Raw genomic sequence first — 22219 nt, 5'->3', positions numbered from 1 at the left:
AACTCAGTTTTCGGCGATTGTAGGTTGTTCGCTCGCAATTGTAAGGCGTTGAGCGTGCGCTTCAGCAATCACACAGAGCAGTTCGAACATCATCGTGGCGCCGACAAGCGCCGTGTTGCCGCTCGGGTCGAACGGTGGCGACACCTCAACAACGTCGCCGCCGACCAGGTTCAGACCACGCAGTCCACGCAACATCTGCTGCGCCTCCAGTGTTGTGATGCCACCAACTTCCGGTGTTCCGGTGCCCGGTGCGAAGCTCGGGTCGAGCGCGTCCACATCAAAGCTCACGTACGTCGGCCCGTGACCCACAATGCGCTTTACTTCGTCAAGCGTCGCCCCGACACCGATTTCGGCGAACTCCTCCATATGCATAACCCGGATACCGGCTGCCTTCGCGAAATCAAGGTCGTCCGCGGAATATACGGAACCTCGAATCCCAATCTGCACGGTGCGGTGCGGGTCGAGTAGGCCTTCTTCGACAGCACGTCGGAACGGTGTACCGTGAGTGTACGGATTGTTGCCGAAGTAAGTATCGTTCGTATCCGAATGCGCATCAAAGTGCACCATTCCCACCGGTCGGTCCTTGGCTATCGCGCGGAAAATGGGCAGCGTGACGAGGTGGTCCCCCCCAGCGGACAGGGGTATGGCTCCCGCACGATGAATCGTCGAGAAGAACTGCTCAATCTGCTTGAGCGAGTCCGGAAGGTCAATCGGGTTGACAGGTGCGTCCCCCACGTCCCCGATACGCAGAAGGTCATACGGTGCAATGCCGCTTACGTGATGAACCCGGCGCATGAAACTGGACATGTTGCGAATCTCGCGCGGTCCGTGCCGCGCTCCAGCGCGATTTGTCGTGCCGCCGTCCCACGGCACTCCAACGAGCGCAATGTCAACGGCCGTGAGATTGGTCACGGCGGGCAGGCGCATAAATGTCGGGATGCCGGCAAATCGTGGCACGAGTCCCGCGTCAAGCGGTTGAGGCAGATTGCTGGCCATGAAAGCTCCTTAAGGATGATTCAGCACCCCCAAAACGTAGCATCACGGCGCGCCTGAAAAAATTTCGAATGAAGCAAGCCAGCTTTCATTCTTGCGTAACTACTCTCGATGCTTTCTCGTGTCGATAAGTTGACTTTATGCCTCCGGAATTGATGAGGGTTTTTGACCTTCCTAGAGTTGCGTCATCAAATCGCCGTGGCGCGATAACTCTTATCGTGTGGAGTTTCTATGTCTGAGATGGATAACCTTGCCGGAAAGACGTGTCTCATTACCGGCGCCGCAAGCGGCATCGGTTATGCAATTGCGCTTGCCATGGCGCGTCGTGGCGCGCATGTGCTCCTGAACGACCTTCCGGACCGCAGGGGACTTAGCTCGCTGGCGGATGAGATTCAGCGGTCTGGCGGTACAGCCTCACTTGTGGCAGCCGATGTGTCAGACCCGGTCGCCGTGAAGGCCGCCTTTTCCGATATCCGACGCATCGATGTTCTCGTGAACAGCGCCGGCTTCCTTCAGGAATGTCCATTGACCGAGATGACCGACGGCATGTGGGACCGCATGATTAAAGTGCATCTCTATGGAACCTTTCATTTCTGCCGGGAGGCGGCCCGCCTCATGAAGGAACAGCGCTCAGGAAGAGTCATCAACATAGCCTCCGACCTTGGGCAACTGGGTTGCGAAAACCTCGCCCACTACAGCGCAGCGAAGGGCGGAATCATCGCGTTGACCAAATCGCTTGCCCGCGAGCTGAGCAGCGTTGGCGTCCTCGTCAACGCAATCGCCCCGGGTGGGGTGCTGACGCCGATGGTAGAGGCTCTTGGTCCGAAGTACATCGAGGAGGAGTCCGCGCGCTACCCGCTCAAACGCCTCGGCACGGCCCGGGAAATCGCAGACGTCGCCGTGTTCCTGGCGTCTGAGGCCTCTTCATTCATGACTGGCCAGATAGTCGGTGTGAACGGAGGCGGCGTTATGAATGGTTAGTCGGTAGTTCAAATGTCCCAAATGATGAAGGGCCAAACCCTTGCGTTCCGATTATTCCTGTTCCGAAACGAGACTCCACAATGAAACTCTCAGACGTTGTAGGCTATGACCGGTACGGCACCATCCAGGAAGTGCCGACGGCGCTGAACAAGGGCACATTAGGCACCAAGGATGTCACGCTCTCAGCGCTTGGCTTCAATGCCCCTGCGTGGGTCGCAGCATCATCGATGTCGATTCTGTATTCGATATCCGGGCACCAGGCTCCGCTCGCTATCCTGATTGCTTACTTCTTTCCGATGCTTGTGCTGGCTTTCAGCATGGTGTTTCTGACGCGACAGGCCCCATCCGCAGGTGGTGTGTTCACCTTTAGCTCCCGCTTTCTCCATCCCGAAGTGGGGACCGTGCTTGGATGGACCTATACCGTCGCCTGTACCGCCGTCACCCCAATGTGCGCACTGATTGGCACCGAATACGTCCAGGCGCTATTTCCGGCGCTCGCCGGCGGCATGAATGCAAAGATTATCGGAACCTTCCTGATACTGACGTTCTTCGCTGTTTCCTGCCGAGGTGTCGGTGTGACCGCAAAGGTTGCAAGCACCTTTCTCATCTTCGAAATCGCCGTCGTTGCCGGCCTTGGGCTTTTTGGCATTCTTCGCCCCCATGTGGATGGACTCTCGCTGGCGTCAATGTATTCGTTGAAGCAGGCTGGCGGGCTGTCGGCCATCGGGCCGGGCGTGCTGTTCGGTGTTTGGATGCTCGCGAATTTTGACTCGGCAATCAACTACATTGAAGAGGCACGCGTACCGGTCCGGACAGTGCAACGCTCGCTGCTACTCGTTCTGACATCTGCCTTTGTCATTTACAGCCTGGCGGCCATCGGGTGGCAGTACGCAGTCCCCGTCGCAAAACTTGCAGCGATTGTGGAAAATGGGAACGGCGGCCCCATTGCAGCCGTCGCACACACATATCTGCCTTCGTCGATGACGTGGCTGGCGCTTTTTGTGGTTATCACGTCCGCGTGCGCAGGATTGCAAATATCGTCAAATGCAGCCGCCCGCACGCTCTATCGCATGAGCGAAGAGAATCATCTCCCCGCCGCGTTGAAGGTTGTGAACAGCCGCAAGGCACCTTGGCTTGCCACGACAGTCGTGTCCATCGTCGCAATCGCCCTCGTCTGGTGGAAGCCTCTTGATAAGATTGTCTGGTACTACGACGTTGTCACCATTACGCTTGTCGCCTCGTACATCTCCGCGCTTGCCGCCATGCTGGTCGCCGTGTGGAAGCTCCACCGCCCGCTGCTTGCTGCATCGCTGTCGGTACCGGTCGTGCTTGCCATCGCTGTGCTCGCCTACATCGGTTACACCTCAGGCGCCAATCCGGTCGCACCGGAGGACCTGTACAACGCCTGGTATCTCGGCGCTGGGACGTTGGTGACCGGTCTGCTTATCGTAGTCGTCCGCCGGCGCTCGCGAGTCAGCCGAAGCGCACAGTCAGCTAACATCGAGGCATCATGAAGAGCACGCGACGTGACGTCGAGACATACCGGGGATACTCATGCACTTGAAATCATTTGAATGGCCCAACGGCTACCGCGCTGCCGTGTCGTTGTGCTTTGACGTGGACGCCGAGTCGGGCTGGATTAGCGACGCGGCTAACCACAAACGGCTCTCTCTGCTGTCGATGGGTGCGTACGGACGCCGGGCCGGTGTCCCCAGAATTCTGGACCTGCTCAAGCGTCACGGGCTCAAGGCACAGTTCTTTATCCCGGGCTATACGGCCGAGATTGACCGGCAGGTCGTGAAGACTATCCACGACGACGGACATCCGATTGGCTGCCACGGCTATTTGCATGAGCGCACGGATGAGCTGACGTACCAGGAAGAGGATGCCATCCTTGCCAAGTCGAAAGCGATTCTTGAGAGCATTACAGGCGTCACGCCAACCGGCTTTCGCGCACCGTTATGGGAAGTGACGCCCCAAACGCTCGAGCTGTTGGACAAGCACGGCTTTGAGTTCGACAGCAGCCTTATGGGAAGTGATGTTCCCTACTCGGTTCAAGCAGGCAAGCGGCGCATCCTTGAATTGCCTGTAACGTGGCTGCTGGATGACTGGGAGCAGTTTGCCTATTCCGCAGTGCCTCAGGTCGGCGCGGTTATCGAAGAGCCTGACAAGGTGTTCAGGCTGTGGAAGGCCGAGTTTGATGCGCTGTATCAGGAAGGCCGTTACTTCATGCTGACCATGCACCCGGAAATCATCGGACGCGCTTCACGCATTGTGATGCTCGACGCGCTAATTTCCCATATGAAACAGCATGACGATGTCTGGTTCTGTACACCACAGGAGTTGCTCGCGGCGTGGAAAGAAAAGCAGTTTGTGACTGAAGACATGTCCTATTGAAAGAGGTGACAATGACTATTATGGTTACAGGAGGCTGCGGGTTTCTCGGGCAGACGCTACTTTCCCAACTGTGCGACCGCGACCGGAGTGCGGTCAGTTATGACCGTCGCGCACGTGAAGACGATGACCGGGGCGGCCTGAAGTATGTGCAGGGTGACCTGAACGACTTGCCACTGCTGCTCGAGACAATCGAACGCTTCTCGGTCACTGAAATCATTCATACCGCGGCGATTTCCCACCCGTTTTTCTCGCGAGAAATTCCGTATCAGACCGTGGTGACCAATGCACTGGGTACGACCAATGTCTTCGAAGCGGCGCGGCTAAAGCATATTCGACACGTCGTCAATTTCAGTTCGGAGTGCGCTTACGGGAACAACGACGAGCTGGACACGGTGACCGAGGATGCGCCGCTCAACCCGACCACACCCTATGGCGCGACGAAGGTATTCACGGAAAAGCTAGCTGCCGTCTATAACAGCCTGTATGGCATGCGAATCGTGTCTCTGCGGCCGGGCTGGATTTACGGACCCGGTCAGTTCATGCAGTGCTATCTCAAGACGATGCTGCGCAATGCCATTGATGGCGCGCCTACGTGGGAAGACTCAGGTCGGGAATACCGCTTCCAGTATGTGCACGTCAGCGACGTCGCGCGTGCGAGCATTCTCGCGCTTAAAGCCGACATTTCGAAATACAGCGTGTTCAACGTAACTGCGAATGACCAACGGTCCTACGCTGAAGTCGCGGCGCTCGTGAATGAGCAATTCCCAGATGCGCAGATTGAAATTGGACCCGGCACCATCGATGTACTGGACCAGAACGCACCGTTTGACCAGACGCGTGCTCGGGAAGTCCTGGGTTACGTGCCCTCCGTCTCTCTGAAGGAAGGCATTGCTACCTATGCTGACTGGCTGCGCCACCATTCGTATTGACGAGCACGACATGGCAAGTGCGCGCAGCCGCACCGAGTATGCAGCCGTTCGAATGCTCGCTCGCCGACACGGCTCCATCCTGCTGACGGGCGCAACGGCGAGCGTGAAAGGCTTACCTGGCTCGACGCCATTTGCGCTGGGCAAATTCGCCCTCAGGGGGATGGCCCAGTGCATGGCGCGAGAGCTTGCTTCGAAGAATACCTTTGCCCCCAACACACGCGTACAAACAACATAAAAACTGGAAACAAATTCAGGCTGGTCGCAGCAGCACTCCTTCTTGCAAGCGTCGGAACGGCAAACGCCGCCGGCTGCCTTAAGGGCGCTGTCGTCGGTGGTGTGGCCGGTCATCACGCGGTGGTCGGCGCGGTAGGCGGATGTATTGTCGGTCACCATCTCGCGAAACAGCACACACAGGAGCAGGCGGCGCAGCGTGCGGCGGCACAGCGAGCAGCTGCTCATTCTGGGGTTTAAGGCCATTCGTTTGCAAGCAATTCTACCGCCGCGTCGCTCAGAGCGCGTTCGCATTCGTGCCAGTCGCTGAACCTAAAGAATGGAGGTCCCGAGGGGAGTGGAACATCCAGACGGCCGTGCGCTTCAATGGCTTTGAGCACCATCGCGAATCCGACGGCCTTGTCCGGTGTCGCCCAGACCGTAAAAGCAATCCGGCCGCCAGGCCGTAGTACTCGAAACGCCTCGGCGAGCGCGTTCTCCGGATGAGAGAAATGCAACATCCCGAAGCTGATGCCAACGGTGTCAAAACTCTCGTCGGAAAAAGGTAGGTCCTCCGCGCTGCCGATACGGAAGGGCAGCGCGGGATAGGTGCATCTTGCCTGTTCGACCATCGCCTCCGCGAAATCAACGCCAACGACGTCGGCACCTCGACGCGCCGCTGCCGCGGCGAGATAACCAGGACCGGACGCGACATCCAGAAAGCGAACGCCGGGGCGGACATCGAGTGCGTCAAGCAGGGGGCTGTTGGATTGTATGGTCAAGTCGCCAAAATACGAGTGATACGGATGCGCGACCATCTCCCAGCCTTGGTGCTCGAAAGCGCTGAATTCGTCTCGTTCCACGCCAGCCTCTCCATGTTTCGTCGCGCTGTTGCGAAGCGATGCCGGGCCGGCACGCTGTCTTCGGCCAGCGACAAAGTTAAAATCCAGCGTCCAGTTGAGGGGACCACCACAAGCGTTGCTTGACCGCGGCAGTCCTCACCGCGAGGAACTCAAGTTGAATGACTTGCGCATGGCCTTTGCTGCCGGTATTCAGGCGCGCGTCATCCTCGCAACGCGAAGGCTCGCCCTCGGCCACGCGGACGGAGGATGCCAGCGGAAAATTGAGCAATGGCGCGCTGAAAACAAGGCCCTCGACACGCCCTGGGTACATTCGACGATGAGACCTATCTGTTGGACCAAGACTGTTCAAAACCTGTTTCGCACGAACCCGTACTTCGGTCTTGACGAGAAGCGCGCCACCGGCTAGTAACTTCATTGCAAAACTGAGTGCGCTGAACACCTGACGCGGCAACGTACCGTGCGAAAAAAGCCTCCTCGCGAGGCGAGGCTTTTTGCTGTCCAGTCGAGAACCTGATACGCGCGCTTGAGCCGCCTCAAATGCAGCGAGCACGCCGTAGGCCCAGCGAGTATGGCGGTGAAAGCCTGGTGTCCCCGGTGCGTGGACGGGGGTTTGGGTGACTCAGCCTTTAGCCTTGCTTTTGGCACGCTTTGCCACTTGCGTGCCCTTATGACTTTGCGCCTTGTCAGCGGTTTTTTTCGGCCCTGCTACCTCTTTTTTCCTGCTCGTGTCGGCCTCGGGACCCGGCGTGGACTTTCTGGGGGATGGCATTTTCAGCTCCTTGACGTGTCGGGGGACACATCATAAAATTGGCCGCATCGAGCCGGGAATCAAGGCAATGCGGTGCTGTCCCGGGCGTACCGAACAGTTTAGTCGCCGATTTATCCGGAAAAAGGCCGCTGTTCCTTCTTCTCACTCATGGGACTGGAATTCCGCCTGAGCTGGCTGTCGCCCTAAAAGGCCGCCACGCCTTCCGGGCCGGGCCGAATGCCCGGCGACTGCTCGCCGCTATCGCAGCCCGTACGGCACACCCGGTTGCCGTCCCCGTGCCGGCGGGCAACGCCGACTGCCCGTCGCCCGGCAGCTACAGTTAGCGAGTTCGCAACTCCCGCCGGATTATCTTTCCTGTTGAGGTCATTGGAAGCGAATCGATGTATTCGACGAGCCGAGGGTACTCGTGTGCAGCCAGACGCATGCGCACGTGGTCCTGCAATTCTCGGGTCAGGCTCGCCGAAGCGGTGAATCCGTCGGCCAGAACAACGAATGCCTTCACCACCTCGGTGCGTGTGGGGTCCGGCACGCCGACAACCGCTACCAGCTTCACGGCCGGATGACCGAGCAAACAGTCCTCAATCGGTCCTGGCCCAATACGGTATCCAGCGCTCGTGATTACGTCGTCGTTGCGACCCACGTAGTGGATGAATCCGTCCGCATCCATGCAACCTAGGTCGCCTGTCAGCAGATACGCTCCCGCGAACTTCTCGGCGGTAGCCGACGGATTGTTCCAGTAGCCAAGAAACATCACGGGGTCCGGCGAACGAACCGCAATGTTTCCAACCGCGTCTGTCGGTACGGGCACGCCCTGGTCGTCCACTATCCGGATGTCATGACCTGGCACGGCCCGCCCGATTGCTCCCGGCCGGGCCGCGAACCAGGCGTCGCAGGAGGACACGACCATATTGCATTCGGTCTGGCCATAGAACTCGTTCATGGTCACGCCCAAAGCTTCCCGGCCCCACCCCAGGAGTTCGACGCCCAACGATTCCCCGCCGCTTGCGACCGAACGCAGATGCAATTGCCAGCGTTCTAAAGGCGCCTTTTCGGCACGCAGCATCTTCAGCGCCGTCGGTGGCAGGAAAACATGCGTGACGCCATGACGGCTCATCAAATCGAAGGCAGACGCCGCATCGAACTTGCTGAAGCGGCGTGAGACCACCGGCACGCCGTGGTGCAGGGCCGCCAGCAGTACATCGAGCAAACCGCCAATCCATGCCCAGTCGGCTGGAGTCCAGAAAAGGTCGCCTCGTTTGATACTTCCACCGTGTGACATCTCTACGCCGGGCAAATGGCCCAACAGAACGCGGTGGGCATGCAGTGCGCCTTTGGGCTTCCCGGTAGTTCCTGATGTATAGATGATGACCGCCGGGTCATCCGCGTTGGTCTCCACGGGCTCGAACGCGTCGGACTCCGCATCAATTGCGTCGTCAAAGTTTTCCGTACCCTCAACTGCCGTGACGCCCGAATCGGAATCGGTGACCAGGACGGTCATCAATGCTGGCAGCTTCTGCCTGATGGCGGCAATTTTTCTTGCTCCCCCGGTATCGGTGACGAGCACGCTGGCTCCGCTATCGCGCAGGCGGTACTCCAACGCTTCCTCTCCGAACAGTGCGAAGAGCGGAACGGAAATCGCGCCTGCCTTGAAGGCGGCAATATGGGCAAACGCGGTTTGCGGCGATTGGGCGAGGAGGATTGCGACGCGACTTCCTTTCGTGACACCGCGCTTTCGCAGGCAGTTCGCTGTCTGATTGCTTCTCCGCCGGAGCTCGCCGAAGGAGACGCGAGTGATGTGCCCGTTGCCGTGCTCGTGAATCAACGCCGGCTGCTCCGGGTCGAGCGCCGCCCACTTATCGCACACATCCACCCCAATGTTGTACTTTTCGGGAATGTTCCAGCGAAATTCTTTAACTTCAGATTCGTAGCTGGTGTCTCCGCGCAGCATAGTCAAACTCCCAGGTACTGCCGCTGCAGGTCGGCATCGTTGATTATCTTTTCCGGGTCACAGTCGAACACAACACGACCTTTGTCAACCAGTCGGCAATGCGCGCCCATGCGGGCAACAAACTCCAGATTCTGTTCAACCACAATGACCGCGATGCCCTCACGTTCATTGATTTTCCGGACAGTCGCAGCTATCTGGTCAACGATTGAAGGTTGTATCCCTTCGGATGGCTCGTCGAGAAGCAGCAACGATGGGCGCGTGATGAGTGCCCGTGCCAGAGCCAGAATCTGTTGCTGGCCGCCACTTAGCGAATCTCCGCGCTCGTCGGCTTTTTCGCGAAGCATCGGAAACTCGGAGAGCAGCCCGTCAACCGCTTCGCGCCAGTCGCTGCGCTTCGTGCCGAACGCCGCCGCTTTCAAGTTGTCGAGCACCGACAAGGATGGAAAGATGTCGCGGCCCTGGGGAACGTATGCAATTCCGCGGTGGGCGCGCTTGTGCATTGGCATGTCTCGTATCGAAAAGCCATCGAAGAGAATCTCGCCTTGCTGCACCGGGATGGCTCCAACGATGGCACGCAAGAGCGTCGTTTTTCCAACTCCGTTTCGCCCAAGGATGGAAATCATCTGCCCCTGCTCCAGCTCCAGGTCGAGACCGTGCAACACAGGCGTTTGCCCGTAGCCGGCGCGAAGGTTCTTCAGTTCAAGCAACATGCCCATGTCCTTGTCGCCCCAGATAGATGTCGAGAATCCGCTCGTCGCGTCGCAGTTCTTCAAGCGACCCGGATGCGAAGACGTTTCCCTGGTGGAAGACGGTGACGGGAACGTCCAGCGCCCGCACAAATTCCATGTCATGCTCGACGACGATGACAGAGACACTCTGTCCGAGCAGGCGCACCATCGCAGCCATGCGGGCAGTCTCCTCCCTCGTCATTCCGGCTGTTGGCTCATCGAGCAGTACCACCGAGGGTTCAGCGGCGATGACCATGCCAATCTCCAGCCACTGCTTCTGCCCATGGGACAGCGACCCCGCACTGTCATCCGCGCGGTGCGCGAGTGCCAGCCAGTCCAACATTTCCGCGGAGCGAAGGTCGGCCGCTGCCTTGTCTCGTCGACGCCCATACGCGGCTAGCCAGAGGTTCTCGCGTACCGACAGTTCAGTGAAGATGCTGGCCACCTGCAGCTTGATTCCTAGTCCGTTCCTCACCCGGTCGTGTGATTTCATATGCGTAATCGGTCGACCGTCAAGTTCGATGGCGCCACGATTCGGAGGAAAGCGGCCGACGAGAAGGTTGAAGAACGTGCTCTTGCCAGCGCCGTTCGGGCCAATAAGGCAATGAACACCCTTCTGACCGAAGTTGACTGTTGCCTTCTGCACGGCTCGAACGCCGCCAAAGCGCTTTTCCAGTCCAGTGGCGCTGAGTGCGGCGCCGCTGGACTCGCTGCGAAAAGGCAGCTCTGCAACTCTCTGTTCCTGAGGCAGTGAAGCATAGGCGGCTGCTGCGCCAGCCGAATCCGATTTCCGTTTTGCGACCAGGAGTTTGGCTAAGGCCGGAACGATTCCAGACGGCAGGAACAGAACGACCGCGATGAGCACAACGCCAAGGACGATGGGTGTTGCGTCTCCAGCACCACCGCCCAGCGCGAAGGACAGCGACTGTACGAGCAAGGTTCCAATGAAAGCTCCAGCGAATGACACCCGACCGCCAACCAGGACCCAAATCACCACCTGCGCTGCCAGCGCCAGTCCGAAGACCACCGGGCTTATGAACATAGCCCATGCGGCGTAGAAGGCACCCGCGATACCGGCAATCGCTCCGCCAATCGTGAACACTGCAAGCTTGCGGAGCCGGACATCGAAGGCCAGAAGTTGAGTGCGCAACTCGTTCTGCGTGAGAGCGGTAAGAACACGGCCAAACGGGCGATGAAGGAGAACGTACAGGCCTGCAACAATCAATGCGCAAACCAGAATCACGGTGGAGTACGACTGAACGACTGTCAGGGCGGTTCCGGATTCCCCGAGGGGCAAGGTGATGGGTGGGACGCCCGAGATTCCGTTGTAGCCGCCGAGTTGAGCCTCTCCAATATGGTATTTGGGGTCAGCCGTGCTCGACAGAACGGTGAAAAGCACGAGGGTCATCGCGAGCGTGATGATTCCAACGTAGACGTCCCCGACGTTGCCATAGAAGATGAAGTATCCAACCAAGGCCGCCAGCGCCGCAGCCGCGAGTGCTGCAACGACGACCGAAGATACAGTCTCATTGGTAGCGGGCAAGATGTTCATGGCTGCGACGCTGTACGCATAGGCGCCGATTCCGAAGAAGGCGCCTTGTCCGAAGCTGAATATGCCACCATGCCCCCAGACCAGCGTAAGGCTGACTGCAAGCAGCCCGAATAGTGCCCAGTTCGTCGCTTGCAAGGTCGCGAATTCCGGCATCGCAAATCCAAGCGCGAGAGCGACCAGCGCGACGACTGCGCAACCGATGAGGCGCAATTTCAGGGCACTGTTTGATGGATTCATGGTCAGCGTCTCATTCAGAGTTTGCGCCGCAGACGACCCGAGATACCGGTCGGCAGCACGCGTACAAGGCAAATGGCCAGGACCAGCAGAGCCGCTTGTCCGAGGAACGGGGTAAACAGGTATGACACAACGTTCTCGACTCCGCCAAGCAGCGCAGAAGCCGCGGCGGCGCCAGTGAGCACGCCCGAGCCACCCACAACCACCGTCATGAACGCACGAGCGATATATGCCTCTCCCATCGTTGGCATCACGCCTACCATCGGGGCAAGCAATGCGCCAGCCGCGCCCGCAAGCGCTGCACCGAACATGAACGTTAAAGAGTTGATGCGTCGCGGGTCGATGCCGACGGCCGACGCCATCTGGGGTCTCTGAACCGCAGCCCGAGCCATGACGCCGTACCTCGTACGCGTAAACACCGCATAGACGAATGCGAGGAGTGCGAGCGCGGCCAGAATAAGAACGACGGAATAGGCGGAGACGGAGTACCCGCCGAGGTGGATGCTTCCTCCCGGAGTGGCAATTCCTTGCGTCGTGGCGCCAAATACGAAGACTGCGCCTTGCGACATGATGAGACTCAGGCCCCAGGTCGCCAGCATGCTGTCCATCAGGCGGCCATACAGGAATCGAATCAATGCCCGTTCGACTACCCAGCCGAAGGCCGCAACGGCGAGCGTCGAAACCAACATTGCAACGGGCAGAGGAAGGCCCCCCCTGACACCAGCAAGCGTTCCGAACGCGCCAAACATCAGAAACTCTCCATGGGCCAGGTTGATAATCCCCATCATGCCGAAGAGCACTGATAGCCCGAGCGAGACCAACACGAGAATTGCGATGCTGAGTCCGACGGACACAGCCATATTGATGAACCAACCTAGGCTTGAGGCTTCCATGTCTATTCGTCCGTGGCAGTACGTCGTCTAGTTGGCTTTAGCCGAAGGCGTGAACTGCTTTGCGGTATTGGGTCGTGCAACAAGGTCGCACACGGTTTGTTCATAGCTCGGCGGAACAGATTTCTCCTCGCCAATAACTGTGAACCCATGCTTTTCATCAGCGCGCGCAATGTGGACGTTCTGAACCACATGGTGTGTCGGACCGTCTACTGTGACCTTGCCTGAAGGACCGTCGAAGCTGACACCACTTTCAAGCGCCTTAATGACCTTCTCGCGGTCTGTGCTGCCTGCCTTGTCGACAGCCAAGGCCCACAGGTGCCAACCGTTCCAGACGGCTGCAGCGCTGTCCGTGATGTAGGGGTAGTTGGCTCCGTAAGCCTTCGTCCACGCCTCGCGGAACTTCATGTTGCCTTCAGAAGAGTCCTCTTGAAAGTAGGGAAAGGCGACGACGATGCCGCTCGCTTCCTTGGGACCCAGGACCACCTGTTCGTTTCCGAGTCCGAACGTCGCGGAGACAATCTGCATACGGCTCGACAGGCCTGCAGACGCAAACTGTCGATAAAAGGCGATGTGGTTGCCACCAACCAGAAGAGAGAGCACCACGTCAGGTTTCGCCTCCTGCAGTTTCGAGATGACCGAGCCGAACTCGCTGACATCAAGCGGAATGAATTCGGCGCCGACGACGCTACCGCCAGCTTTTGTCACATACTGCTTCACCCAATCCGTCGAGATATGGCCGTAGTTGTAATCGGCTGCCAGAACGTAAAACTTCTTCTTTCCGTTCTTAATCGCCCAGTCGACAAGCGGTGGGATTTGTTGAGAGGGAACAATGCCGGTGAGGAAAACGTTTTTGTCGCAAACGCCTCCTTCATACTGCTCATTGTAGAAATACAGTGTCTTGTTGCGGTCCGCTACGGGGCGCATGGCCTCGCGCGAAGCACTGGTTATGCCGCCCATGATGACGGATGCATGGTCTCGCAGCGCGAGCTGGTTCGCATAGCTCGTGTACTTCGCGTTATCTGACTGGGCATCGTAGGTGACGAGCTTGAGCGGACGCCCCAGCACCCCCCCGGCGTCATTGATGGACTTGACGGCAAGCTTCGTAGCATCTGCCATCGCCTTACCGTAGACGTTGAGCGCACCAGTCTCATCAAGGACGCTGCCGACAACAATCGGCTCCTTGTCCGCGGCTATCGCGGGGTACTGCGTTGAGAATGCCAGGCAACATAATGCAAGCCAACGAAATGCTCGATTCATAGAATCTCCGCGAGAGTAAAGGGCTGTTCGAAGCCGAGTGCGTCCCGAAATCGACGAGGCAAGCCGGGCGACACGAGCTACCTTGTCGCTGGAATTGATGCCCATACGTTAGGAAGCGCGCCGTGGCATATGCCACGTTGCCTCCCGGCAGCAGCAACGCGACAGCCCGTTCTCTGCTTGTTTTGAAGATGGTCTGCGCGGGTCCACTGCGGAAGGATGTGGTGTTTGTGACAGTAACAGGCTGGCACCTGGGCTCGCTTGCATACCACGGACAACCGGATAGTCCCGGTACGCCATATCAGGGTGATTGCTGATGAATCGAACGGACCCGATGACTGGCATTCCCGCGCTTCACGTCACGCGGCAGATGGCTGTCCGTTTAAGACGATGACCAGGCCTCTGGCAGTCAAGCCGGATTTATGGCGGCGAATACCAGGGTTACATGGACTCGCCTGTAAGGACTGGCATGGACGCGAAAATCGAACATTCCCGGACAAGGGTCTGATGCCGCATTGCGGGTCCATCGAAGAAATTCTTAAGGAGAAGGCACCATTGACCCGGAGGCGTTGGACGTCCTTGTTTACACCCTTGAAAACAGAATCCGGCCTAGAACGGCACCAATTTCAGACGCACGGCGCCGACCTGATGCGTTACCTCTGCGCTTTCATATGCTGGCTCTGAGAGAAAAGTCGTGCTTCAAGGCGTTCATATGGTGGTGCGCTCAGATGCGGGACAGCCTTGTGATCAGCGGGAGCGCGTCTCCAACATGGTCTTCATCGGGCGTCGCTTGCGCGAGCCCGAACTCCGAGAGGCGCTCGGGAGCTGCCTCGTTCAAACCGCACTGACACCGGCGCTGCAGGAACGGGGCAGGCACCGATGCTGATAATCGGGGGGGTTCTTTCTGCCCATGTTCTCCACAGAGGACCTCGCCTGTTGGCAGCCGGCACAATGCCGTGACTTTGTTGTTCCATCACGATGGCGCGCACGCACAAGCTATTGGCAATTCGGCAAGGTACGCTCAGGACGTCGTCAACGAAGGAGAAATATGATGCCCAACGCGAGTGTGGAGCAGCTGGTCAGGACCATAGCTGAACACTCAAATCTGCCACTCGAACACGGTCGAGTAGCAGCAGTTAGTCAGGTTCTCGCGGTGTGGTTGAAGGACGCAAATGCCTTGTCGGCGAAGATGAGTGCGCCTGAGTTCGCGCAGGTGTCACCAATCACGGGCTTCCTCCAGACAGTCGTTCACGGTGAGGTGTCGCATGAGCAGTGAACTCGCCAGATTATCGATTGCAACCGCCGCTAAGCTTGTTCGAAGCGGCGAAGTCAGCCCGACAGACCTGTTGAACGCATCGCTTCAAGAAATCGAGCGACATAACAGCACCTTGCGTGCATTCATTTCCGTCACCGAAGAAACGGCGAAAAAGGCGGCGACTGCTGCCGAACTGTTGTTGTCCGCTGGCTATGACCTCGGACCGCTCCATGGCATCCCGTTGGGAATCAAGGACAACGTGGGCATCCAGGGGCAGAGGACTACCGCCGGCAGCAAGGTGTTAGGAAATTGGCATCCCGACAAAGACGCGACGGTAATAGCGAAACTTAAACAGGCTGGGGCGGTGTTCGTTGGAAAAACGAACATGCACGAATTCGCCTGGGGTGGCACTTCCGCAAACCCCCACTACGGTCACGTCCGCAATCCTTGGGATACCAGCAAATTTCCCGCCGGGTCGAGCGGTGGTTCAGGTGCTGCCGTGGCCGCAGGCCTGTGCTTTGGCGCACTGGGCACAGACACGGGTGGTTCCATCCGGCTACCATCAGCGATTAACGGCGTGGTCGGCTTGCGACCCACCTACGGAAGAGTCAGCAACTCTGGGATTATCCCTCTCGCATGGTCCATGGACACTGCGGGGCCAATGACTCGAACCGTCGAGGATTGTGCGTTGATGTTCAACGCGATTGCGGGCCCCGACCCAACTGACCCAGCAACCTCGCCGGTCCCTGTGGATGACTATCTTTCTCGACTGAATTCGGGTGTCAGGGGGCTCCGAATCGGCGTGGTGCCTCGCTACTTCTTCTCTCACCTTCAGGCCGACGTGAAGCGGGCCGTAGAACAGGCGCTGCGGACGTTCGAACGTTTAGGGGCCCAACTCGTCGAAGTCGACATCAATCACATCGAAGGCAATATCTCCGCGCAGCTCACCATCGAATCTGCCGAGCCGAGCACCTATCACCAGAAATCGTTACGTGAAAGGCCGGGCGACTACGGCGATGACGTACGGACATTGTTAGAGGTCGGGGAGATGCTTCTAGCCACGCACTATCTTCAGGCACAGCGCTACAGGTCGGTGTTGCGCGCGGAATTCATCGAGGCATTCAAGGAGGTCGACGTCTTCGTGTGTCCAACGTTGCCTTTTACCGCCACAGCCTTGGGCGCCACAACCGTCGTGATTGAGAACGGGGTGGAAGAGGATATGCTCTCGGCAATCATGCAGTTCACGGGAGTACCGAGCCTGACGGGTCTTCCGTCTCTCAACGTGCCATGTGGTTTCGATTCCGGCGGACTGCCGGTCGGCATGCAGATTATTGGTGCGCCGTTCTCAGAGTCGAAACTGTTCTCTGTGGGTCATGCGTTCCAGTCCGCAACTGACTATCATACGAAGAGCCCCAACCTGGCTTCTTATTGAAAAGAAAACGCCGCGTCATCAAGGAGATGCGGCGTTGCTGTACGTGGTGTCCGCACACGTTATTCAGCCTTCAGAACAGTCAACCGACTCCCTGTTTCGAAGCAATACGCTCTGAGGCGTAACGCCGTAGCTCTTTTTGAACGAGCGGCTGAAGTGGGATACGTCACAAAAGCCAAACGTCATCGCGGCGTCCGTAACATTTTTCACCGCGCCTTCCCGAAGTGCACAGTAGCTCGCCGCGAGCCGCTTTTGCCAGATGGACTTCATGGGAGTCGTAGCCTGTCCTGCGAAGGCACGCGCCAATGTTCGCGTTGAGACGTGCATCGACGAAGCAATGTAGTCGACGTCGAGGCCGGCGTACTCGATGTTGTCTTCAATGAACGCGAGCGCTTTTCGATACAAGGCGGCTTGCGAGGACGTAACAGGCGCTTCCCCGGAGTGGATGTCGATGATTGCACTCACGAGGTCCAGTATTGCGCTAGCAATCCGCGACTCAGCAGGCGTCGACTGGCTGAGTTCCCGCGATTCGCACGCCTCCTTAATCATCGCGCCGAGTACGGCTCTGAATCCCGTGCCAGGTCCTAACGAGGTGGCGACTACACGCTCGGCGCTCGCGGTGCGACGAAGGAGCAAGTCGCGCGGGATTCTGACGATGAAGAAGGACTCTGGCGAAATGGTGTAACTGAATGGGCGCGCTGCATCGTACAGCAGCACGTCACCCGGGTTTTGGACAACCCGCCGGCCGTTTTGCTCCAAGTAGCCGATGCCGTCCTCGAGAAAGGAAAGCCAGAGGTTGTTTTCAGGACCGGACCGGATATTAGTGAAATCCCGAACCCATTCGTGTTCCGGGCCGGTCATCTTTGCCACATCCAGGGCGCCGATTGACCGGCCGATAATCTCAGCGTCGAATTGAGCTCTAAATTGAGAGTCGCTCGTCGCGGGAATGCAGTGACTGCAAACCACGTCTCGCCAGTAGTCGAAACGTTCAGGAGCCGCGACTGAAGATGTTGAGAACAAATATTGCATTGCAGTTCCGATAGCGGCACGTTAGCGATGGTCCTTGCAGCCCGCCTCGGACAGGTAAGTCGCTCCGGAGCCGGCAAGGCAATGGGCGCGTGCGCTCAGCCTTTGTTGCATTGCGTCATTCTCCTGCGCTTGATGCGGTGGAGCTATCAGCATTCTCTGACCATAGAACGCCAAATATCAGCGCGCAAGGGTTTCATGAACGGGTCAATCGAGCGCCGGGCACTGCCTGACCGTTCGTCGGCGCGGCTTTGCCCATTAGTCGGTTGCAGTTTCAGAGTTGCTCATGGCCGTTCCTTGCGTCCTGAGTTATAGAAGACTTCTCAGTTGTTGTCGGCGGCGGTGGTCCAATGAAGTGGCACTCCGAGGCAAGTCTTTTTATTCTGCCAACTTCACGGTGCAATGGCATCGCATACGGGTGACTGTATCTGGTTTGAGTAGCCAAGTTTCGTATCGTTGCCACGGGGCAAAAAGAGAGCGTACGAGGCATTACTGCCCACCCGGCAAATGGCGAGCCAGCCGAATGTGGTTCGTGCCTATCTCATTGACTGACGTGGTCCTTGAGAAGACCTATAGCCACCAGGGCTTGTGCCGAGACGGCCGGCAAATTCACTAATTGCACTGACCCCTCGCCCGGGATAATTAAGCGATGTCCCGCAATCGGCGATGACAGATACCGTCGCGCCGGCGCGAGTGCAGTCGTCAGCACTGCGAGCTTCGAAGCAGCGAAGCATATAAACGCTGCTCCCTAAAATCTGTAAAAAGGAGTTTTCCTGGGTGCAAGGAGGTTCTCTAGAAACCCTGAAAAAGAGTCTCCTTAGCAAGTAGGGCTCTTCCCGCAGTCAGGCCGGTACGAGGTGGGTCCGTCCCTGGGCTCCGCCCGTCAGGTGATGGCAGCGCCGGTCTTCTCGCAGACAAACGAGGACGCAATGGCACGCAGGAATGAGTGAATGGCACGGGATGGAAAGGTTCGGCAACAAGCTCCCCGGGCAATGCTCCGGAGGGGACATTCCTTTCAACTGAGGGAGTAGCGAAGATGAACAAGAAGATTCTTGGCGCAGCTCTCGGTCTGGCAGTACTTGCAGCATCGGCACACGTCGACGTCGCCATCGGATTGGGCATCCCCGGAGCCGTATATGCGCCGGCAGAGCCAGTGTACGCGCCGCCACCTCCCGTCGTGTATGCCCCCGCACCTGTCGCCGTCGCGTATGGCGGTGACGACGACTGGCGAGCCCGCGAATGGCGTGAACGGGAATGGCGCCGCCAGGAATGGCGTGAGCACGACAGGCGCGGGCACGGTCGGGACGGATATTGAAACGATGCCGCACGGCGCCACATGCGGAAAATTCAACCTCAGAGTACTTTGGAATGAAACCTAGCCCGATAAAAATCGCCTTGATTGCAACCACGCTGGCCTTCGCAACGGCAGGCACGCCAAACGCCGCAGGCTGCCTCAAGGGCGCGGTGGTAGGCGGGGTCGCTGGGCATTACGCGGGGCACCACGCCGTAGTTGGCGCGGTCGGCGGCTGCATGGTCGGTAGGCACCTTGCCAAACAGCACGCCCAACAGCAGGCCGCGCAACGTCAGACGGCACAGGTGCAATAAAACGTCGTCGCCTTGGTGTGCCAGGTGGAACCCGAGAATCATTGGTCCACCGGGCACCCGACAACTCCGTTTAGGTCGTCACCTCGGCACCAGACTCGACTGTGGCTACCGGAGCGGGCACGGCCACGCTCTTGCGCGGCGCTTTCTTGACTGCAGCCGGCACAGCGTTCTTCGCAACTGCTTTCTTAGCCGACGCGTTTGCGCTCACTGCCTTTTTGGCGGTAGTTTTCTTCGCCGCCGGCTTCTTCGTCAGTGTGGCCTTTGTCGCCACGACCTTCTTGGTCGTTGCCTTCGGTTTCCGGCGCGGCCGTGCCCAATTTCTTGGCGACAACCGGTTTCTTCGCCGCTGCCTTATTCCCTACCGCCGTCCTTGTCGCGGACTTCTTCGCGACGGCACGGCTTGCAAGAGCCGTACATTTGAAACGCTGTGTGACGCCGCGATTGCTTCGGTCCGTAGATACCGGTGATTTTATTTACCGCCCCCGCCGTGGTTAAGGCCGTAACTCAGCCGGGGAGATGTGCTCGTAAAGTGCGACCATCGAATCGAACAATGAGGCGACGAAATGATGTTCAAACACCTGACGTTTTCAACTGCGACGAGAACAGCTGGGCGCCACAGCTTCCTGCCCGCAGAATCTGCTCGACAGACTCACGTCAGGAAGCTGCCGGCAAACATTTGACTAAAAGCATCACGGCATCGACACCGGCTCGGGTAGTCCAGCGTAACCTTCACAATTTCGCTGGGCTTGTATGAGTTGTGGCCTGCCATGGTCATCTCGATAAAAGTTGCCGAGAGCCGACTGCAGAGAAAAACCAGCACTCAAAAGCCGACCGCCGGAATTTCTTTCCAGCGACCGTAGCGGCCTCGATACATCATATAAATGGGGCACATATTTTGAGCAGTAAGAGATTGTACATTGGCGGGTAAACCCGGTTTATAGGGGGCCATGTTTCCTGTACCTTTTTCAATTCGTTTAGCAAAACGTACTAAACATCTGACTAATAGCAATTCGCGCTCGGAGAGCCCGATGCACCTTGTGCAGGGTGCCATTAGTCAGACAACTATGACTGAGAGAGAACACAGTGAACGTTGCCACCAAAGCAGGCGCCTGGGTGAGCCCTTACACGCCTCAAAACCTTGACCCAGCAGTTACGCATCTTGAGCGGGTCCTGTGCGCAGAAGGCGCCGATTCGTTGTTCGCCCAGACATACTGGCGCGCTCGGGTTCTTCAGGCGTATGCAACGCCCGGACTCCTGCAACGACAACAGGAACGGCTACAGCGATTGCTCGACCGTCTCGCCAGCGCCCCTGCAGATTCGAGGCGTCGGATGCATTACGCCCGAGAACGCTCTCCCCACAAATAGCGGGCACCTGACGGCACAGGCTTAAAACGGCTGACTTGCGCACACAAGCCGGTGGCACAGATGCCTGCCCTTCGCGTTCCATCGCAGCAGGCTTGCAAACCGAACAACCATTCGCAGGCCAGACACTGTTTTTACCGGGAACCGGTAAATAGCGTGTCCCACGGCGTCCGCACGCCTGCACCAGCGCCTTCAGAGGCACTTTTAGAGTTTTTACAGCGGGTCAATGACTCTTTTTTACTTCCTTGGAATCAGATGATGCAGACGGGCACAGTGAAGTGGTTCAACGATGCAAAGGGCTTCGGGTTCATCGCGCCGGACGATGGTGGCGAAGACCTGTTTGCCCATTTTTCCGAAGTGAAGTCGGACGGCTTCAAGTCTCTTAGCGATGGGCAAAAGGTCAGCTTCGAGGTCAAGCTGGGACCGAAGGGCAAGCAGGCCGCAAATATCCAGCCGCTCTAGGCACATGCCCGTGCCGCACGCATTGTGCGGCATGAAGACCCGCGCTCTAGAACAAGATTCCCAGGGCCCACGTAATCAAGCCGACGGGCGGGACACCGCTCAAGACGGGCTGAATCAGTCGACATGCCTATATTTAACACTGGAGTTAGAACCGATGAACACGCAAGTTCCCGAGCAGGCAGCCGCTGGACAGAAGGTCGGCGTTGAGGCGCTTTACGGATTTCTAAATACCGGTTTTGAGGCATACGAAAAGCTCGTCGCATTGAACCTGCAGGCGGCCAAAGCTTCGATTCTGGAGAATGAGGCTGTCGCGTCGGAGGCCCTTGCTCTTTCCGCCAGGGACCCGCAGTCCTTCTTTGAACTGCAATCCCGGCAGTCGCAAGCGACCACGAAGAAGGTGCAAGCCTACTGGCAACATGTGAATGGAATTGCCACAGAGACGCAAAGTCAACTGCTCGCGTCAACTGAAAAGCTGGCCAGCGAGTACGTCCGTGAGACTCAGGTAATTATCGATAACCTGGCGAAAAACCCGTCGGCGCAAAACGAAGTGATTACCGCTTTCTGGTCGAAGGGCTTCGAGGCAATTTCGGACGCAGGTAAAGTACTGAATCAGCAGGCCACGGCTGCGGCGAAGGAGGCTGTGGAGCTCATCGACAAAGCAAGCAAGCCGATGACCAAAGCTTAAATCGCCATGCAATCCTCACATTTTCTGATAGGACCGCACTCACGGTCATTTCTTTAGATGGTCTACTCGGAGGGGCACCCGGGGGTTTGCAGCCGGAGCACGAGTAGCTGACCTGATTCTCAGGCGAAGAAGCTGAAACGCAGACGCATCCCAAACTGGTCTGCGCCTCTTTCCATAGGTTTGCTTTCGGCTGGAGAGTCACCTCTCGCAGGACCCTTGGCTTGCGGATTCTTTTAATGCAGGCGGATGGCAACGTGCACAAAAGTGTCCAACAGCATTTTCGCGCACGGGTTCAAAGTTCAAGCTGTGGGGGTACTGTTGAACACGAGCGCATTTCTTCCTGTCGCTCAATGCGAATGCCCGTGGCCTCCGCCACCGCCCCAGTAATGGCCACCCCCCATACCACGCCCGGGGTATCCGTGGCCACCCCAGCCGCCATGACCGCCCCAACCGCCCCGATATCCATGGCCCCAGTAGCCGTGCTGGCCCCCGCCGTAACAGCATCCGCCCCAATAGCCGAAGCTCAGTGACACCGATGGTCCCCACCACGCGGGCCAGCCGTAGTACGGATACGCAACGGGGTAATACGCAGGCACGACGAAGACGGGCGCGGCTGGTGCGATATAGGTGTTCGTCGATGCAGT

General features: G+C 58.1%; 20 protein-coding genes and 3 pseudogenes. 14 read left to right on the top strand and 9 right to left on the bottom strand.

All coding sequences use genetic code 11. The features are described 5' to 3' along the window. Positions 1-3: 3 nt before the first annotated feature. The gene (gene speB, locus P0D89_RS40055) at positions 4-996 is read right to left on the bottom strand and encodes an agmatinase (protein WP_408378303.1); all 993 of its coding nucleotides are present in this window, start codon (positions 994-996) and stop codon (positions 4-6) included. Between the two features lie 228 nt (positions 997-1224). On the opposite strand from speB, the gene P0D89_RS40050 reads away from it, so the two are divergent. The 6 genes from P0D89_RS40050 to P0D89_RS40025 all read left to right on the top strand — a co-directional run bounded on the left by P0D89_RS40050 (position 1225) and on the right by P0D89_RS40025 (position 5771). Further along, on the top strand, positions 1225-1974 hold the full coding sequence (locus P0D89_RS40050; RefSeq protein ID WP_408371190.1) for an SDR family NAD(P)-dependent oxidoreductase: 750 nt from the start codon (positions 1225-1227) through the stop codon (positions 1972-1974). 80 nt (positions 1975-2054) lie between these two features. Further along, positions 2055-3488 carry an APC family permease gene (locus P0D89_RS40045; protein WP_408378300.1) on the top strand — a complete coding sequence of 478 codons (1434 nt, stop codon included), beginning with the start codon at positions 2055-2057 and terminating at the stop codon, positions 3486-3488. Positions 3489-3528: 40 nt separating this feature from the next. Beyond that, a complete protein-coding gene (locus P0D89_RS40040) occupies positions 3529-4371 on the top strand; it encodes a polysaccharide deacetylase family protein (protein WP_408370743.1) in 843 nt (280 codons plus the stop codon). 5 nt (positions 4372-4376) lie between these two features. Then, the gene (locus P0D89_RS40035) at positions 4377-5300 is read left to right on the top strand and encodes an NAD-dependent epimerase/dehydratase family protein (protein ID WP_408378316.1); all 924 of its coding nucleotides are present in this window, start codon (positions 4377-4379) and stop codon (positions 5298-5300) included. Next, the gene (locus P0D89_RS40030) at positions 5269-5535 is read left to right on the top strand and encodes an SDR family NAD(P)-dependent oxidoreductase (RefSeq protein ID WP_408378297.1); all 267 of its coding nucleotides are present in this window, start codon (positions 5269-5271) and stop codon (positions 5533-5535) included. Before P0D89_RS40035 ends, P0D89_RS40030 begins: the two co-directional genes overlap by 32 nt. Beyond that, entirely contained in the window at positions 5532-5771 is a 240-nt protein-coding gene (locus P0D89_RS40025; protein ID WP_408370748.1) for a hypothetical protein, read from the top strand. The genes P0D89_RS40030 and P0D89_RS40025 overlap by 4 nt, the downstream gene beginning before the upstream one ends. 29 nt (positions 5772-5800) lie before the next feature. Here the strand turns inward: P0D89_RS40025 and P0D89_RS40020 are convergent. Further along, positions 5801-6373: pseudogene (locus P0D89_RS40020) on the bottom strand (class I SAM-dependent methyltransferase); the annotation flags it as partial. Positions 6374-6527: 154 nt separating this feature from the next. On the opposite strand from P0D89_RS40020, the gene P0D89_RS40015 reads away from it, so the two are divergent. After that, positions 6528-6779 (top strand): hypothetical protein, encoded by a 252-nt coding sequence (locus tag P0D89_RS40015; RefSeq protein WP_408368632.1) that lies wholly within the window; start codon positions 6528-6530, stop codon positions 6777-6779. Between the two features lie 682 nt (positions 6780-7461). On the opposite strand, the gene P0D89_RS40010 is transcribed toward P0D89_RS40015, so the two are convergent. From P0D89_RS40010 to P0D89_RS39990, 5 genes are read right to left on the bottom strand one after another with little or no spacing between them, the layout of a single operon-like run. Next, positions 7462-9090, bottom strand: a complete 1629-nt coding sequence (locus P0D89_RS40010; RefSeq protein ID WP_408378295.1) for an acyl-CoA synthetase — start codon at positions 9088-9090, stop codon at positions 7462-7464. A 2-nt stretch (positions 9091-9092) separates the two neighbouring features. Next, positions 9093-9800, bottom strand: coding sequence for an ABC transporter ATP-binding protein (locus P0D89_RS40005; protein WP_408368636.1), 708 nt, complete (start codon positions 9798-9800; stop codon positions 9093-9095). Further along, positions 9790-11607, bottom strand: coding sequence for an ATP-binding cassette domain-containing protein (locus P0D89_RS40000; protein WP_408378292.1), 1818 nt, complete (start codon positions 11605-11607; stop codon positions 9790-9792). The genes P0D89_RS40005 and P0D89_RS40000 overlap by 11 nt, the downstream gene beginning before the upstream one ends. 14 nt (positions 11608-11621) lie before the next feature. Beyond that, positions 11622-12497, bottom strand: a complete 876-nt coding sequence (locus P0D89_RS39995; RefSeq protein WP_408368640.1) for an ABC transporter permease subunit — start codon at positions 12495-12497, stop codon at positions 11622-11624. A 27-nt stretch (positions 12498-12524) separates the two neighbouring features. Further along, positions 12525-13754 carry an urea ABC transporter substrate-binding protein gene (locus tag P0D89_RS39990; protein WP_408368642.1) on the bottom strand — a complete coding sequence of 410 codons (1230 nt, stop codon included), beginning with the start codon at positions 13752-13754 and terminating at the stop codon, positions 12525-12527. A 676-nt stretch (positions 13755-14430) separates the two neighbouring features. Between P0D89_RS39990 and P0D89_RS39985 the strand changes: the two are divergent. Then, positions 14431-14637 (top strand): annotated as a pseudogene (locus tag P0D89_RS39985) (GTP-binding protein); the annotation flags it as partial. Positions 14638-15016: 379 nt separating this feature from the next. After that, positions 15017-16438 (top strand): amidase, encoded by a 1422-nt coding sequence (locus tag P0D89_RS39980; protein WP_408378290.1) that lies wholly within the window; start codon positions 15017-15019, stop codon positions 16436-16438. Between the two features lie 63 nt (positions 16439-16501). Here P0D89_RS39980 and P0D89_RS39975 read toward each other — a convergent pair whose 3' ends face one another. Continuing rightward, the gene (locus P0D89_RS39975; protein WP_408378287.1) at positions 16502-17464 is read right to left on the bottom strand and encodes an AraC-like ligand-binding domain-containing protein; all 963 of its coding nucleotides are present in this window, start codon (positions 17462-17464) and stop codon (positions 16502-16504) included. 1033 nt (positions 17465-18497) lie between these two features. On the opposite strand from P0D89_RS39975, the gene P0D89_RS39970 reads away from it, so the two are divergent. From P0D89_RS39970 to phaP, 5 genes are all read left to right on the top strand, one after another. Further along, positions 18498-18776: a hypothetical protein gene (locus P0D89_RS39970; RefSeq protein WP_408378284.1), complete on the top strand. Its 279-nt coding sequence runs from the start codon at positions 18498-18500 to the stop codon at positions 18774-18776. A gap of 53 nt (positions 18777-18829) precedes the next feature. After that, on the top strand, positions 18830-19066 hold the full coding sequence (locus P0D89_RS39965; protein ID WP_408378282.1) for a hypothetical protein: 237 nt from the start codon (positions 18830-18832) through the stop codon (positions 19064-19066). A gap of 146 nt (positions 19067-19212) precedes the next feature. Further along, positions 19213-19533, top strand: a complete 321-nt coding sequence (locus P0D89_RS39960; RefSeq protein WP_408378279.1) for a hypothetical protein — start codon at positions 19213-19215, stop codon at positions 19531-19533. 1153 nt (positions 19534-20686) lie between these two features. Then, positions 20687-20890: a cold-shock protein gene (locus P0D89_RS39955; protein WP_323047015.1), complete on the top strand. Its 204-nt coding sequence runs from the start codon at positions 20687-20689 to the stop codon at positions 20888-20890. A gap of 154 nt (positions 20891-21044) precedes the next feature. Continuing rightward, positions 21045-21575 (top strand): TIGR01841 family phasin, encoded by a 531-nt coding sequence (gene phaP, locus P0D89_RS39950; protein ID WP_408378275.1) that lies wholly within the window; start codon positions 21045-21047, stop codon positions 21573-21575. Positions 21576-21922: 347 nt separating this feature from the next. On the opposite strand, the pseudogene P0D89_RS39945 reads toward phaP, so the two are convergent. Then, positions 21923-22219, bottom strand: a pseudogene (locus tag P0D89_RS39945) (hypothetical protein); the annotation flags it as partial.

The organism is Paraburkholderia sp. RL18-085-BIA-A (assembly GCF_046027075.1).
Classification (GTDB): domain Bacteria; phylum Pseudomonadota; class Gammaproteobacteria; order Burkholderiales; family Burkholderiaceae; genus Paraburkholderia.
This window is presented reverse-complemented; position numbering and strand designations above follow the sequence as displayed.